We start from the raw sequence: 15,733 nt of genomic DNA, 5'->3' as shown, positions 1-15,733 counted from the left end.
ACCACTAACTAGGACAAGAGTATGAGTAGACGTAAGGGATTGATACTGGCTGGCGGCACCGGATCGCGGCTTTGGCCCATTACGCAAGGGCTTTCAAAGCAGCTGATGCCGATCTACGACAAGCCGATGATCTATTATCCGCTGTCCGTCCTGATGCTGACCGGGATCCGCGAGATCGGGATCATCACCACCCCACAGGATCAGGCGCAGTTCCAGAACTTGCTTGGCGATGGGTCGCAATGGGGTGTGCAAATCACGTGGCTGGTCCAACCCAGCCCCGACGGGCTGGCGCAGGCCTATCTGATTGGCGAAATGTTTCTGGATGGCGCACCTTCGGCTATGGTGCTGGGGGATAACATCTTTTTCGGGCATGGACTTCCGGAACTGCTGGCCAGTGCAGATGCGCAGACCGCAGGCGGCACCGTCTTTGGTTACCGGGTCGCTGACCCGGAACGCTATGGCGTGGTGGGCATGGATGCGACCGGCCGGGTGACCCAAATCATCGAAAAGCCCGCAGTTCCGCCTTCGCAATATGCTGTCACGGGACTGTATTTTCTGGATGGCACCGCGCCTGACCGCGCGCGCGCAATCAAGCCCAGTGCGCGAGGAGAGCTGGAAATCGTCACCTTGCTGGAAAGCTATCTTCATGACGGCGCGTTGAACGTCGAAACCATGGGGCGTGGCTATGCCTGGCTTGATACTGGCACCCACGCCAGTTTGCTGGATGCGGGCAACTTCGTGCGCACGTTGCAAAGCCGTCAAGGCATGCAAACCGGCTGCCCCGAAGAGATTGCTTACGGTGCGGGCTGGATTGATGACGCGCAGCTGACAGCACTCGCTGATCGTTACGCCAAAACCGAATATGGTGCCTATCTGCGCGGGCTGCTTTAGCATGAGCCTTGCCTATCTGATGAACACCTATCCGATTACCTCGACGACATTCATCCGTCGCGAAATCCACGCGCATGAAGCCGCAGGTGTGCCGGTGACCCGCTTTGCGATCCGCGATTGGGCGGAAGTGCCTGTCGACCCGCGTGACCGCGATGAGGTGGGTAAGACGACCTATATCCTCAAGCAGGGCGCGGTCGCTTTGGCCGCGCGAACACTGAAAGAGGTTGCAACGAACCCGCTTGGCTTCTTGCGCGCCTTCAAGACCATGTTCCACCTTGCAACGCGTCCGGGCAGCACGGGCCTGAAGAACGTGGCCTATCTGGTCGAGGCGGTGTTCTTTAAGCAAGCGGCGAAGGCGCAAGGCATTCACCACGTGCATGCGCATTTTTCTATGAACTCCACCGCAGTTGCGCTGTTGGCGCACCGCATGGGTGGCCCGAGTTACAGTTTTACAGCACACGGACCTGACGAATTCGATGATCCGGTAGGCAGTGGTTTGCCCGCAAAGGTGGCCGATAGCACCTTTGTCGCGGCGATCACCGATTACGCGCGCGGTGTGATTTTGGACGCAACGGGCGGTGACCACGCAGACAAGGTGCATGTTGTGCGCTGCGGCATTGATCTGGATGAATTCAAACTCTCGCCGCCCCCTGAAAACGCCCGGATCGTCTGTGTCGGCAGGCTCTGCCCTGCCAAAGCGCAAGCGCTACTGGTTGAAGCCGTGGCCCCATTGATCGCGGATCACCCCACCCTTGATCTGGTTTTCATCGGTGACGGAGAAGACCGTGCAGGGATTGAGGCGCGGATAGCTGAACTTGGCTTGCACGATCACGTCACGCTGGCCGGATGGGGTACGGGCGAAGAAGTGCGCGCAGCAATCAAAGGCGCACGGGTCTTTGCCTTGCCCAGCTTTGCCGAAGGCTTACCCATCGTCTTGATGGAGAGCCTTGCGATGGGCAGGCCCGTGGTCACGACCCAGATCACCGGTATCCCTGAATTGGTTGATGCAGACTGTGGATGGATTGTTCCGCCGGGCGACGTGCCTGCACTGCGCGATGCGGTGGCGCAGGCTTTGTCAGCCGATACAGCCACGTTGGCAGCAATGGGAAAAGAAGGGCGCGCGCGGGTGATTGCCGCGCATGATCAGGCGCAGAACGCGGCCCAGCTACGGGCGTTGTTCCCGAAAGATTGACCTATTGGAAGGCCGCAGGGACCCCGGTCATTGGTGAGTTTGATACAACATCCCAGACAACCCGCTGCATCAAAGCCGCCGCTTGCAAACCCGGATCATCGGCAGACGTACCATCAGCGCGTAAAAGCTGATGTGGTAGACCGATGGGCGCGCGCTGATAAAGCACGGCATAGTGGGTCAGCGCCATCAGATAGGCCCCGTAGTCATTGAAATGAATGTTGTCGCTGAACAGATCACTGTAGCTTTCCAGAGGGCCGACCGGCCCCTCTTCTTCCAAGGCACGGGCAAAGGCTGCCATTACCTGACCACCGGGGATCACATAGATCGGCCGAGGTTCATCAGCCCGCGCCAGCGCTGGTCGCAGCACTGCATCTTCCCAATAAAGCTGCCGGTCGCGATCCAGACGAGTCAACCAGCCCACAGGGTCATTCAACGGATGCCACGTTTCATAAAGATAGACGGCGGCACCCTGCGCATGGGCTTTCCGCTCCCAGTTGTGCAAATGCACGGGCGTATCATGATAGCGCACGGCATCCGCAATCTCGACCATCTCGGTCAGGACCAGCGCGTCGTACGCGCCTGATCCTACGGCCTCATGCGCATCACGGTATTTGTCGTGCGCGTTTTCCTGCTCAAACCCATTGACCGGCACATCGGGATCCCAATGTGACCGCAGCGTCGCACCCCAGCCTAACTGACTGGCAAAGCCGTGCCCTTCGCCTGCCAATTGCGCCAGCATCGCTGGCATATCACGGCCCACCAGACTGTGACCAAGGTGATAGACCTGCCGTGGTCCGTCAATGCTGGGCGCGGGTTCTGTGTAGAGTGCAGCAAAGCTTTCCGCATCCAAAGGTGCCGGATCGCGGGCGTAAAGGCCCAAAGCGCCAAGGACAATGAGAACAGGTGCAAGAATGAATAGAATCAGACGTTTAGACATGAGCAACAGATAGGATCAGACCCTCTTGGATCAAGATCGCGCCTTTCAGTTTGGGTATATTGAGATCGGTTCGCACCTCGAAACGATCCGAGGCCAAGGTGAGCGTCACCGCATCAAACCCAATCACGCGATGGGTCAGCGGATATTGTGCTTTATAAACAGCCTCTTTGGCGCTGAAAATCATCTTGGCTGCAAGGCCCGGTTCTGATTGTGTATGAAGCCAGTCGCGCTCGTGTCCAGTGCACAGGATGTCGATCAGGTCAGAGGCGAGAGGCGTTGCCGGTTCAACGTCGATGCCCAGCGTCTGATGATCCCCGTCCCACGCGACAGCCGCAATCGCGCATGTATCGCAATGGGCAATTGATCCGACCATACGCTTGGGCCAAAGCGGCGCACGGTCAGCGCCTTGCAAAATAGCCGTGGGTTTGACGCCCTGCACTTGCATCGCTTCGCGCGCAGCCTGACGACCGGCTGCGAATTCAGCGCGGCGTTTTGGCACCGCCCGTGCGATGATTTCGGCTTCATTGGGCCACAGGTCACCTTCACCCTCTCTGGGGTCGACAACACCGACGCCGACATCCGGGCCGAGCATTCTCTGCAATGCGGCCCGCACCCCGTCCATTACCGATTACGCCGTCGTTCACGCATTTCGCGACGGCGGGCCATGGCGTCCTGCAAGGGATCGCCAGCAGGGCTTGCGGCCTCAGCTACAACAGCGACGGGTGCAGGCGTGGCCGGCTTAGGTGCGGGTACAGGTTCTGGGGATTTCGCCGGTGCTGCGTCCCCTCCGGCCTTCTGTGCTACGATTTTCGCCAAGGCACCCAAAGTTGGCGCCCGGAAAATATCGGTGATCGACAGTTTTTGAACACCCATCGTGCTTCGGATTTCCCGATGCGCCTGAACGGCCAGCAATGAATGTCCGCCCAGATCAAAGAAGCTGTCTTTTGGCCCAATCTGCGGCACACCCAGCATCGCCGACCAGATCGCGGCAATCCGGTCGCTGATCTCGGCCTCTGACCCAAGATTGACCGGGGCGGCGGCAACCTCTGGTTTGACCGTCTGCACCACAACTGGTGCAGCCTGTCCCAAAACCGGGGCTGGCAGTGCCTTGCGGTCTACCTTTTTGTTGGGTGTGAGAGGGAACGCATCCAAAGTCACGAAGTGGCGCGGCACCATATAGTCCGGCAAGGACTTCGACATCTCAACGCGCAAGGCCGCCTCATCAACCGGCCCATCGGCCAATAGATAACCGACCAATTGCACCACGCCGGGCGTGTCCTCACGGGCGATCACAACGGATTGCTGCACTGGCTCATGCTGGTCAATCACGCTTTCAATCTCACCCAGCTCAACCCGGTAGCCGCGCAGCTTGACCTGAAAATCAGCGCGACCAAGGAAATCAATCCGGCCATCAGCCCGCCAGCGCACCAGATCGCCGGTGCGATACATGCGCCCTTCGGCAAATGGGTTGGGCAGGAAGCGTTCGGCGGTCAAATCGTCCCGCTGGAAATACCCGCGGGTGACACCCGCACCGCCGATGTAAAGCTCACCGGGGACGCCAATAGGTGTCGGCTGCATGTGATCATCCAGCACATAGACCTGTGTATTCGCAATGGGCGTGCCAATCGGAACGGCACCCTGCCCCGGCTCAGCGGTCTGTGTTGTCGACCAAATCGTCGTCTCGGTGGGCCCGTACATGTTTTCCACATGCCCACCCGTCAGGGTACGCAATTCATCAGCCAAGGCACCGGGCAAAGCTTCACCCCCCACCATCATGTGCTTGATCTGCGATAGCGCGACGCGCGCCTCGTCGTTCATGGTCAGCATCTGCGCCATGGATGGGGTACATTGCAGATGCGTGACCTTGTGGCGCAGGATTTGGGCCGCAATGGAATAATCGCCTTGTGCAACCTCTTGGTTGCTAGCCGCCACAACCTCGGCGAGTGGTTTGAGTCCTTCCAGCACCAAATCCACGTCGATGCCATAGTCGATCAGGCAGGCAACCTCGGTCACGCCGATCGCCTTGACCTGCTTGACCCGTTCAATCGCATCCTCGACCGTGCCAAACAGACCGCTGTCGTTGAAATACCGCTCAAACGCGAATTCAAGAATACCGTCCATTTCGTCATCGTCCAGCGACCCAAGGTCGATCTGCATCGGGTTCTCAACGCCTTTCGGCTTTTTGAATGCAGGAAAGGCCCAGGCATACTGCTTGATCAGACCAGCGGCGGCACGCAGATAGTCTTTCATCGGCTCGCGTGCGATTTCGCGGGCGTGGTCGCGGGTGTCGGACAAGAAGCTGTGCAGCATCAAGGTGACCGTAAAGTCATCAGGGTTGTGCCCGGCTGCGCGCAAAGCGTCGTGATAAATCACAATCTTTTCAGCGACTTCATCAACGCTTTGCCCCAGCAGGTGGGTCAGGACGTTGCAGCCGTTGGTGCCTGCTTCTTTCCATGTCTCAGGGTTGCCAGCGGTCGTAACCCAGACATTCAGCTTTTTCGAAACCGGCCGTGGCTGGGTGACGACACCGTGCATTTCGCCGTTCTGACGCGGGAATTCCACCGTCTCACCTTCCCAAAGTCTGCGCAGATCACGGATCGCGTCAAACATCGCGGGCTTGTTCTTGGGTGGTGTATTTTCCGGGCGCAGCACAAAGTCATCTGGCTGCCACCCTGACGCGATGGCAAGCCCGGTGCGCCCATTGGTCAGGTTGTCGATAACGGCCCATTCTTCGGCGATCCGCGCCGTGTGGTGCAGAGGCGCGACGCAAGAGCCCGCCCGCACGGCAAGGTTTTGTGTGACAGCCGCAACAGCCGCCCCGGTCACGGACGGGTTGGGATATGGCCCACCAAATGCATGAAAATGCCGTTCCGGTGTCCAGACGGCGCAGAACCCGTTTTTGTCGGCATACTGCGCGCCTTCCAGCAAGGAACGGTACTTGTCGCGTCCGATCCCGTCGTCGTTGCCCCAATAAAACAGGCTGAAGTCCATGCCCACACCCGGCGCTCTGCCTTCACCAGCAACCAGCGCCCGGTTTTCATCGCCGGAAATGACCAGCTTGAAACCACGTGCGAGTGTCCAGAACAATTCCAGCACGGAGATATCGAAGGACAGTGACGTGACAGCCATCCAGACACCCGGCGGATCATGCGCGATCCGGTCGTCCATGCCGGTAAAGAAGTTGGACACATTGCGATGTTCGACCATCACGCCTTTGGGCCTGCCGGTCGAACCGGATGTGTAAATCATATAGGCCAAATGCGCGCCGGTGACGCCGCTGTCGGGGTTGGTGGTCTCACCACCGCCGGGCAACGCATCAACCAGCACCGTCCCGGCGTCGGTTTTTAGTTCCGCGGCAAGCGTACTATCGGTGACAATCACTTTGGTCCCGCTGTCTTCGATGTAGAGTGCGGTGCGGTCAGCCGGATAAGCCGGATCCATCGGCAGATAGGCACCGCCCGCCTTCATGATCGCCAACGCCCCGATCAACAGCTCTGCGGACCGGCGCAGATGAAGGCCGACAATCACGTCAGGGCCGACACCCTTGTCACGCAACAGATGCGCCAACGCATTGGCGCGGTTGTTGAGTTCACCGTAGGTCAGGCTTTCGCCTTCAAAAGCCAGCGCCTCGGCATCAGGTGTACGGGCGACCTGCGCCTCGAACGCCTGATGAATGCAAAGATCGGCAGGATAGTCTGTTTCGGTCGCGTTCCAGTCATACAAAACCTGTTGACGTTCGGCATCAGGCAGCAACGTGACGGCATCCCCTTTTGCGATCTGCGCCGCTATATGCGACAACCGTGCGGCCCAAAGCTGTGCTGTCTCAGCACCGATTTTGCCTGTGTCAGCAAAAAGCGTGTTGCCAGCCACCGTCAGCGCCGTTCCGGCAATATGCGCCTGTTCGGACAGGCCCAGCGCGGGGGTTTTCACGCCTCCGGGAATGCGCGCACAAAGATCAGCCGCGAACGACCCGCGATCTTTCACTATAGCCAAATCATCGCCCGCCGCGACCGGGACCCAGTCATTGAGGTAACCGTGATGGTCATGTGCGACGGCCAGTGCCAGCGTTACCGGATCGTCCGACAAAGCGTCCCCAAGCTGACGCAAGGCATCGGCCAGCGTGGCAGGATCACCGGTGAGAGGCAGTCCTATCACTTCGCCCTGCGCTGCACTTATGTCGATCTGCGGCAGGGTCGCAGGCGGCATCGCCTCAAGCGTTTTGCGCCACTTTGCCTCGTACTTCAGCGTTGCTTTTAGCGCAGCGTTCAGCGTCTCATCAGCCACCACAGCGGGCAATTGATCGCCAACAGCAGCAATATCACTGGCCACCGCCGTATCACCCACCGCACTTCGCAAACCACGCAAAGTCACCGGGGCCGTTGCCGTCGCAACGGTCAAATAATCGTCGCCCACCGCGATAACGGTCCCTGCCCCCGCATCCGAAGTCGTCTTTTCGGCGACCGCCTTACCAACAAGGAACACGCCTTCGTCTGTCGCGATCTTGGGACAGCTGAGAGGGTTCCAATAGTCGCCGTGATCAAGCGCATGCACCAAGGTCGTGATCTTGCGCGCCGTCTGATTGAAATCAAGCCGGGCAGCATTGGCAGGCCGGTCGTTCTTGGCAAAATAGCTGCGCTGCGACAGGTCTTGGGGCGTCACGACGGGTGCATCGCTGCTCAGTTTCTCGATCACCGTGCCAAAGCTGTCAATCGCTGCGGCATAGCATTTGGTGTTCAGCGTCAGAACCGTTTCATCGGGGGTCACATCAAAGAAGCTTTGCGCCAGCAGGCCACCTTCGTCGACACCACCGGAAATCATATGCCAGCTAATGCCATACTCAACCTCACCAGCCAGCAAAGCCCAGACCGGAGCGTTCAATCCCGCGTAGCGCGGCAGCGGACCATCATGGAAATTAACTGCCCCGCGCGCAGGCAGCGCCAGCACGGCATCGGGGATCATATCGAGGTTCGCGATGGATAACAGCCAATCAAAGGGGATGTCTGACAAGGCCGCAACCAAATCAGCATCGGAGGACACAACATGCAAACCAGCGGTCTCGGCCCAATCCGCAACATCAGCATTTCGGGTAACGACAGCAGCGATCGCATGACCAGCCTCGCGCAGCATCTCACCACATTGGATCGCGAGGGATTCATTGCCGATAACAACGGCGCGGAAAGCAGACATCAAATCATTCTCCAATTTGGGGGCTTGGCTGCATGGGCCGCTCCCGCTGAGGCGTAAATAGGGCTTTTGCATCGTGACGGGCCAAGGTGCGCAGAAAATGCGGCGCACCTTTGTGGGTCTTGCCCGTCAGTTTGCAGCGCAGCCAATGCAGACTGCCGCCGATCAAGTGCAAACAGGTCGCGCAGGCTGTGTATGCGCGTCCGTGGTTCTTGCTGAAATAATGCCAGCGTGAAGCGAACCAGTAGTCGGGGACACGCTTCCATTCTTTCATACCTGTGGATACCGACCCCAGATGCGTGACAACGCTATCGGCCAAAAACATCACCTGATAACCTGCCTTTTGGGCGCGACGACACAGGTCTGTTTCTTCAAAATAGAGAAAAAACGTCTCATCAAAGAGCCCGATGTCGTCCAGCACATCCTGGCGCATCATCACGCTGGCCCCGGCAAGCCAGTCAACTGGCACAGTCTCGGTCAGCTCGCGGGGAACGCGATAGGACTTCAACAGTTTGCTGACGGGCCCAAAGTGAATGGATCCTTCCAATTCACTCCAGATCGAGGGAAAGCGGAAGGTCGTGATGTGCTGCACCTCATCTTCGCCTTCGATGAAGCTGCCAGCAAAGCCGGTGCTGGGTGTGGTGTTCAAGTGCTCATAAAGCACTCTGATGGCATCCGGTTTGGGAAAGGCGTCAGAGTTCAGAATATAAACGTAATCCGGCCTGCTGCCATCCGACATGCCGGACCTGATGCCCACGTTATTGCCCGCACCATAGCCGCCGTTGCGACCTGACTGGATCACACGTGTATTGTCCCAACCGCTCGCCAGCACATGCGCGCTGATGGTATCAAACGAACCGTCTTGGCTGTCGTTATCAACAATCACCAGTTCACCGGGCAGGCCTTGCATGGCGACACGGGCCGCATCAGCGGCGCGCAGTGTCATTTCTGCGGTTTTGTAATTCAACACGATGGTCAGAATACGCGGGTCAGACATCTATTCAGCCGCTTCCTTGTAAGAGATCGGTGCAGCCACAACCGGACGCTCCAAATAGCGCCGGATACGGGCGGCCAGCACACGCACATTGGGCTCCAGCACCATACTGTCATGATCGCCCGGCACCTCAAACACCTCGATATGCGGCACAAATTTGGTCCAGTCGTTATCGTCGTAAAGATAGACGCGTTCGCGACTGATCAGCCGTCCACCAACCGTCCATTCAGCAACAAGTGGCGGTCGGAACAAGGCCAGCGTGCCGTCCCACGGTTTGACCTGATACGCCCCCACACTTTCCAAAAACGCGTCCTGGATCGCAAGATTGTGGAACTGCTGACCTTCCTCGGCGCTCTCATCGCGGCCTTGCCGCTTTTCGAGTTCCCAGGCGATGCGTGATTTCGCCCAGTTGAAGAAATACCCCGGCCCGCCACGCTGGATATCCTGCAACTTCATGCGCAGCCTGTCCGCGCGGTCCACACCGGGCCGCACCGGCAAAGGCGTATCAAGTAAGACGAGTGCGGCGATCTCTCCGCCCTGCGCACGCAACTGATGCGCGATCTCATAGGCGGTGATCCCGCCACCCGAAAAACCACCCAGATGATAGGGCCCATGCGGCTGAATTTGCCGCATCTCGGCAATGTAATCCGTGGCCGCCGCCTCTATCGTGCGGTGGGGTTCTTCGTCGCCCAGCAAACCACGCGCCTGCAACCCGTAAAAAGGCCGGTCGCTGCCAATCAGATGGGCCAGATGCCGCAGGTTCAGCACGTTGCCAAACATGCCGGCAACAAGGAAAAACGGCGGTTTGCGCCCGCCTTCGCCCTGATGCATGGGCACCAGATGGGTGAACCGGCGGGTCGGCGCCTTAGGCGCGTCAGCTTGTGCATCCTCACCCTCGACCGTGACACCACGTTCGGCGATCAGCGCGGCGCATTTGCGGATTGTGGGCGCCTCGAACAGGACCGAAATGGGGAAATCGACCTGAAACGCTTTGCGGATTTGCGCGAACAGGCGGACCGCGATCAGAGAATGGCCGCCAAGGTCAAAGAAACTGTCCTCTGCACCGATCTGGTCAACGCCGAGCAGGTCCTGCCAGAACGCGGCCAGCCGTTCTTCGATGGGTCCTTCGGGTTCGACAAAATCACTGTCGAGCTGCGGACGCGAGAATTTCTGCCCGTCCTCGGCATCCTCGTCATCGCTTTGGCCGGCTTGCGCAATCAGCGCATCCAGATCGAGCGATGACACTATGACCTGCTGATGCGGGCTGATCAGCGCACGCAGGAACAGGTCCGCCCCTTCTTCGGCGCGAATACCTTGCGACAGGTTGTGGCGCAGGCGTTCTTCTGCGGGGGACAGGGGGCGTGCGGCTTCATCTTCAGCCTGAGAAGTCTTCACCTCTTCTTGCGCACCGAAACCTGCCAGTTCAGCCATTTGCCGGATTGAAAAGCCAGTTATTTCAACGCAAATGGTGCCGTCAGGGGCGGCCAGCGTGATGTCAAAGCTCGCAATGTCACCGTCGGATGTATTGTCGCGCGCGTTGCGCACCCAACTAACGATTTGCGCGGGCAGCGGAGCGTAAACCTTAACCGACCGATAGGACACTGGCACCCAAAGGTGCTGCGCGGCATAACCTTTGATCAGTTTCATCGCCCAACCGGTGGCAAGGTCCATCATGCCCGGATGTAGGCGGTAACCTGCAGCAGGATCATTCACGGCGGCTTCCGGCAACGCCAATGTCGCAAGCCCTTCGCCGTCTCCAAATGCAGTTGACTGCAAAACACGCCAGCGCGGGCCGAATTTTAGGTGGGCCTCTTGCGGCGACGCGATCCAGCCGAGGTCGCCTGCCTCTATGGGCGCTTCACAACGTGCGGCAATCGCGGGGATATCCAAGGGTGCCGGGGCGGCCAGTGGCAGGATTTGCAAGCTGGCTTGTGCGTTTTGCGCGAAGGCGCTGTCTGTGCCACTTTCGACCAACAACTCATAGCCCGCGTCGCTGCGCGGCAGGCTCAGCCGCAGGTCGACTGACCCTGTGTCGCCCACGGCAAAGGGGCGCAGGAAGTACAGGTCGCGGATCTCAAATTCCGCTGTCTCGCCCATCTCTTGCAGCGCCTCGGCAGCCATTTCCAAATAGCCGGTACCGGGCACCAGCGCGTCGCCCGCCTTGGTGCGGTGTTCATCAAGGAACCACCGGTCAGCGACAGTATAAGACGCCGTGAACACCCGCGCGCCTGCTCGGTCGAACGTCGCTTGATCAAGCATTGGGGCGTTCACGTCGATGACTTCGGCAGGTGCGACCGTGCCGGTCCGGGCTTCCATCGCATCCGCAGCCATACCCACATCCGCCCAGATGCCCCAGTTGATCGCGCGCACGGTGGTTTCGCCACCACTGCGCGATTTGGCATAGGCGTTGAGGTACTCGTTCGCGGCCACATAATCGACCTGCCCGATGGGTGCCGTCGCGGTGGAACTGGAAGCAAAAAGTACCAGCCAGTCCAAATCACCGTCGGGGAACACTTCGTCCAGGACCTGCGTGCCGTGAATTTTGGGGGCAAAGACGTCTTCGATGCTGGTCACATCCTTGGCCATGATCGGGGCGTCGTCGATGTGACCTGCGGCATGGATCACGCCGTTAACGGGGCCAAAGGCCGCTTCGATCTGGGCACGCGCGTCGCGGATATCTTCGACATTGCTGACGTCTGCGGCAACGGGCAGGATTTCACCGCCCAATGCCTCTAACGCTTGCACCGCCTTGATGCGGCGGGCGAGTGATGCTGTGGGCGGCGTGTTTTTGAATGTCGTTTCCCAAGCATCGCGTGGGGGAAGACCGCTGCGCGACACGAGTGCTATGCGCGCGTTGCTGTTTTTGATCAGGGCCTCCGCCAGCGTCAGGCCGATGCCACCAAAACCACCGGTGATCAGGTAGACGCCTTTATCTTTCAGCACAGGCAGCGGGCCGTCCGGCAGATCGGTCAATGCTGCAGGTTTATAGGTCAGTTCGAACCGTTTGCCATTGCGCACAAGCGCAGTGCTATTACCGGGATCGGCCAATGCATCTTCGAGGATGTGATCAACCAGTTGGTCAGTCTCTGCCTTCGTCAGGCCACGCTTTTTACGGCCTGTCGGGGCGGGCAGCAGCAGATCAAGCGTTGCCACCGTCACATGTGGGAATTCGCGCGGAACAACGCGGGCGGGGCCTGCGAGGGTCGCTTTTTCAGGATACGGCAGCGCTTCGTCTTTGTGCTGCGCTGCTCCATTTGTCAGCACAGTCATGTGGATATCGCCGGGCAGGTCTTCGCCGCCGATGGCCTGCGCAAGGAAGAACAGGCTATAGAACCCCTGTTCCTGCACCCGGTGAAAAAAGCTGGAGCCGGGGCGGAAACTGTCGTCAGCCGTGATCATCCAACCGTGCAGAATACGGGTGGGGATGAGGTCGCGCGCATTCAGATCAGCGATCAATTGGTCATAGCTTTCGCGGCCCCGTTCAGGGGCAATGAAATAACCGCCTTCGCCATCGCGAGCGAACGTATCGCCGGGACGCACAGTGATCACATCGTGATCTGCATCGCGCAACCTTTGCGCCGCTGATCCTGCCAAGCCCGCATCATCTGCGAAGACCAGCCAAGTTTGCTTTTCTACCTCGGACAGATCGCCGGTCACGTCCACATCACAAGCGGCATACCGGGGCAGCCACGCGGGGCGATAGCCCCAGTTTTCAGGTGTCTCCGCGCGGGTCAGCCATTCGCTGGCCTCGTCTGATGTGATCGTACCGGGTTCGATAAAATACGCGGCATGCTGGAACGCGTAGGTGGGCAGCGGCACGCGCAAGCGCCGCGCGTCGCCCCAGATCTGCCCCCAGTCGAACGTACCGCCGACAGCCCAGACGCGGCCCAGCATCGCCATAAAATAGGCGTCATCTGCAATGTCGTCATTGGGGTGGCGCAGGCTGGAAATCACTTGGTTCGCCGTCACCTTGCCGTGTTGTCCCGCGAGCGAGGACATCGCCTTGCCGGGGCCAACTTCGATGAACACACGGTCGTCTTTTTCGGCGAGCGTGGTCAGGCAATCGGCGAACCGGACCGTGCCGCGCAAATGGCCAACCCAATAGTCGGGGTCCTGCGCCTGCTCATCTGTGATCAGCGCGCCTGTGCGGTTCGAGGTGAAAGGAATTTGCGGCGCGTGCAGGTCAATCGACCGCAGGTAGTCGCCAAAGTCCTTCAGGATCGGTTCCAGCATTCGCGAATGTGCCGCGATATCGATTGGAATGCGCTGGCAGTCGATATCCTTGGCCTTCAGCCGCGCCTCAAGATGATCAAGGGCGGATTGCGGGCCTGTTGCCACGCTTAGCTGCGGCGCGTTGACCGCACCCAGATCAAGATCATCCCCCAAAAGCGGTTCAAGCTGATCTGCGGGCAGGGCAATCGACAACATGCCGCCCGCTGGCACGGTATCAAACAGTTTGCCACGCAGATGCACCAGCCCGATGCAGTCTTCGAACGACATGACGCCAGCCACGCAGGCGGCGGTGTTTTCACCCATCGAATGACCGGTCAGGGCGGCGGGCTTAACACCCCAGCTCATCCACAATTGCGCCAGCGCATATTCAACGATCATGATCAGCGGCAATTGCACAGACGGCTGGGTCAGCTTGGCGTCGGCAGCCTCTTGCTGACCTGGCTCTGGCAGCCAAAGCGCGCGAATGTCGTAGTCCAGCTTGGGTTGCAGAATATCGAGGCCTTGGTCCATCCATTCCGCAAAAACCGGCTCAGTCTCATACAAATCCCGCGCCATGCCTGCGTATTGCGCGCCACCGCCGGGGAACATGAAAACGTAGTCCGGGTCTTCGCCCACGACCGTATGGCTGAACGCGCGGCGCGGATCGTTCTTTTCTAGCTGTGCAGCGGCATCTTCATGGGTCTCGGCCACGACCACACGGCGACGCTCAAACGCGCGGCGGCCCTTTTGCAGGGTCCATGCCACATCGGCAAGCGGCTGTTGGGGGTTATCGCGCAGATGGGCCGCCAGTGCGGCACAGTTGGCATCAAGTGCGGCCTTGTTCCGGCCCGAAACAGTCAGAATCTGGAACGGCCATTCAGACTGTTCAGATGCAGGCAAAACGGGGGCTTCCTGTAGAACCACATGGGCGTTCGTGCCACCCACCCCCAGTGAATTCACACCGGCCCGGCGCGGGCCCTTGTGACTGATCCAATCGGTCAGCGTATCATTGACCTTGAACGGCGAGGTTTCGAAATCAATCGCCGGGTTCGGCTTTTCAAAACCCAATGACGCCGGGATCTGCTTGTGGTGCAGCGACAGCGAGGCCTTGATCAGACTGGCAACACCGGCGGCCGTATCCAGATGGCCGATATTGGTCTTGACCGAACCGATGCGGCAAAAACCGACCTCATCGGTTGTTTCCTGAAACGCCTGGGTCAGCGCGGCAACCTCGATCGGGTCACCAAGATAGGTACCGGTGCCGTGGCATTCGACATAGTCGATGGTGTCGGCGGGGGTGTCCGCGATCATCTGTGCCTCAGCAATGGCCTCGGCCTGCCCATCAACAGAAGGGGCCAGATAACCGGCCTTGGCAGCGCCGTCGTTGTTGATCGCTGATCCCTTGATCACCGCCCAGATATGATCGCCATCGGCGATTGCATCTTTCAGACGACGCAGGACAACCACACCGGCACCCGATCCAAACACGGTGCCCTGTGCACGGTGGTCAAAGGCATGGCAATGGCCGTCCGGCGACAGCACTTCGCCTTCCTTGTAGATATATCCGCGATCCTGCGGCAGCTCGATGGTGACGCCTCCGGCCAAGGCAGTATCGCATTCCCCCGACAACAGGGCCTGCGCGGCATAATGCGTGGCAACCAATGAGGTCGAGCAGGCGGTCTGTACATTCACGCTGGGCCCCTTAAGGTCAAGGATATGGCTCAGACGGGTGGACAGGAAATCCTTGTCGTTGCCCGTGTGGCGCAGCAGGAACATACCAACATTGTCGACCAGTTTGGGATTCGAGCAGATGTTAAAGTAGAAATAGCTGCCCATGCCGCAACCCGCGAAGACGCCGATGGGGCCCTTGGCGTGTTCGGGCATATGGCCCGCGTTTTCCAATGCCTCCCACGATACCTCAAGGAAACGCCGATGCTGGGGGTCCATGATCGCGGCTTCCTTGGCGGAGAGGCCGAAAAATTCAGTGTCAAAGTTCTGATAGCCATCAAGCGGGGCTGCCGCAGGCACATAGTCGGGACGATTGAGGCGATGCGCCGCTTCGCCCGCCGCCAACAGCTCTTCTTTGCTGTAGTGGCGGATCGATTCGATCCCGTTCTTGAGGTTGTCCCAATAGGCTGCGACCGTGTCCGAGCCAGGCAAGTGGGCAGCCATGCCGACAATCGCAATGTCGGTTTCAGCCGCGCCAAAGTCAGATAAATTCAGAACCATTAAATCAACCACATGTTATCGTGCCAAGCACTTGGGTACTGCAAAGAATAGTCAAAAATATGTCACCTTTAGATCAGCAACAAGAAGCCGCTAA

The 15,733-nt window shown here is 59.1% G+C and carries 7 protein-coding genes; 2 read left to right on the top strand and 5 right to left on the bottom strand.

The genetic code is table 11. The features are described 5' to 3' along the window. The first annotated feature begins 21 nt into the window (after positions 1 to 21). Positions 22 to 891, top strand: coding sequence for a glucose-1-phosphate thymidylyltransferase RfbA (rfbA, locus tag MWU60_RS00290; protein WP_247225047.1), 870 nt, complete (start codon positions 22 to 24; stop codon positions 889 to 891). 1 nt (position 892) lies between these two features. Beyond that, positions 893 to 2,083, top strand: coding sequence for a glycosyltransferase family 4 protein (locus MWU60_RS00285; RefSeq protein WP_247225046.1), 1,191 nt, complete (start codon positions 893 to 895; stop codon positions 2,081 to 2,083). Between the two features lies 1 nt (position 2,084). On the opposite strand, the gene MWU60_RS00280 is transcribed toward MWU60_RS00285, so the two are convergent. The 5 genes from MWU60_RS00280 to MWU60_RS00260 are packed head-to-tail and all read right to left on the bottom strand — an operon-like array spanning position 2,085 to position 15,639. After that, positions 2,085 to 3,020: a hypothetical protein gene (locus MWU60_RS00280; RefSeq protein ID WP_247225045.1), complete on the bottom strand. Its 936-nt coding sequence runs from the start codon at positions 3,018 to 3,020 to the stop codon at positions 2,085 to 2,087. Further along, positions 3,013 to 3,612 (bottom strand): 4'-phosphopantetheinyl transferase superfamily protein, encoded by a 600-nt coding sequence (locus MWU60_RS00275; protein ID WP_247225044.1) that lies wholly within the window; start codon positions 3,610 to 3,612, stop codon positions 3,013 to 3,015. The genes MWU60_RS00280 and MWU60_RS00275 overlap by 8 nt, the downstream gene beginning before the upstream one ends. Before the next feature lie 29 nt (positions 3,613 to 3,641). Continuing rightward, positions 3,642 to 8,207, bottom strand: a complete 4,566-nt coding sequence (locus tag MWU60_RS00270) for a MupA/Atu3671 family FMN-dependent luciferase-like monooxygenase (protein ID WP_247225043.1) — start codon at positions 8,205 to 8,207, stop codon at positions 3,642 to 3,644. Between the two features lie 4 nt (positions 8,208 to 8,211). Then, positions 8,212 to 9,201 (bottom strand): glycosyltransferase family 2 protein, encoded by a 990-nt coding sequence (locus MWU60_RS00265; protein ID WP_247225042.1) that lies wholly within the window; start codon positions 9,199 to 9,201, stop codon positions 8,212 to 8,214. Continuing rightward, the gene (locus MWU60_RS00260; protein WP_247225041.1) at positions 9,202 to 15,639 is read right to left on the bottom strand and encodes a type I polyketide synthase; all 6,438 of its coding nucleotides are present in this window, start codon (positions 15,637 to 15,639) and stop codon (positions 9,202 to 9,204) included. Positions 15,640 to 15,733: the final 94 nt, after the last annotated feature.

The sequence above is a fragment of the Yoonia sp. F2084L genome, from assembly GCF_023015625.1.
Lineage (GTDB): Bacteria > Pseudomonadota > Alphaproteobacteria > Rhodobacterales > Rhodobacteraceae > Yoonia.
Note: the sequence above shows the minus strand (reverse complement) of the source record. Positions and strands in the feature narration are given on the sequence as shown.

Coding starts and splice junctions, on each gene's coding strand:
- rfbA (WP_247225047.1), top strand. CDS start 22: ATGAGTAGACGTAAGGGATTGATACTGGCTGGCGGCACCGGATCGCGG.
- MWU60_RS00285 (WP_247225046.1), top strand. CDS start 893: ATGAGCCTTGCCTATCTGATGAACACCTATCCGATTACCTCGACGACA.
- MWU60_RS00280 (WP_247225045.1), bottom strand. CDS start 3,020: ATGTCTAAACGTCTGATTCTATTCATTCTTGCACCTGTTCTCATTGTC.
- MWU60_RS00275 (WP_247225044.1), bottom strand. CDS start 3,612: ATGCTCGGCCCGGATGTCGGCGTCGGTGTTGTCGACCCCAGAGAGGGT.
- MWU60_RS00270 (WP_247225043.1), bottom strand. CDS start 8,207: ATGTCTGCTTTCCGCGCCGTTGTTATCGGCAATGAATCCCTCGCGATC.
- MWU60_RS00265 (WP_247225042.1), bottom strand. CDS start 9,201: ATGTCTGACCCGCGTATTCTGACCATCGTGTTGAATTACAAAACCGCA.
- MWU60_RS00260 (WP_247225041.1), bottom strand. CDS start 15,639: ATGGTTCTGAATTTATCTGACTTTGGCGCGGCTGAAACCGACATTGCG.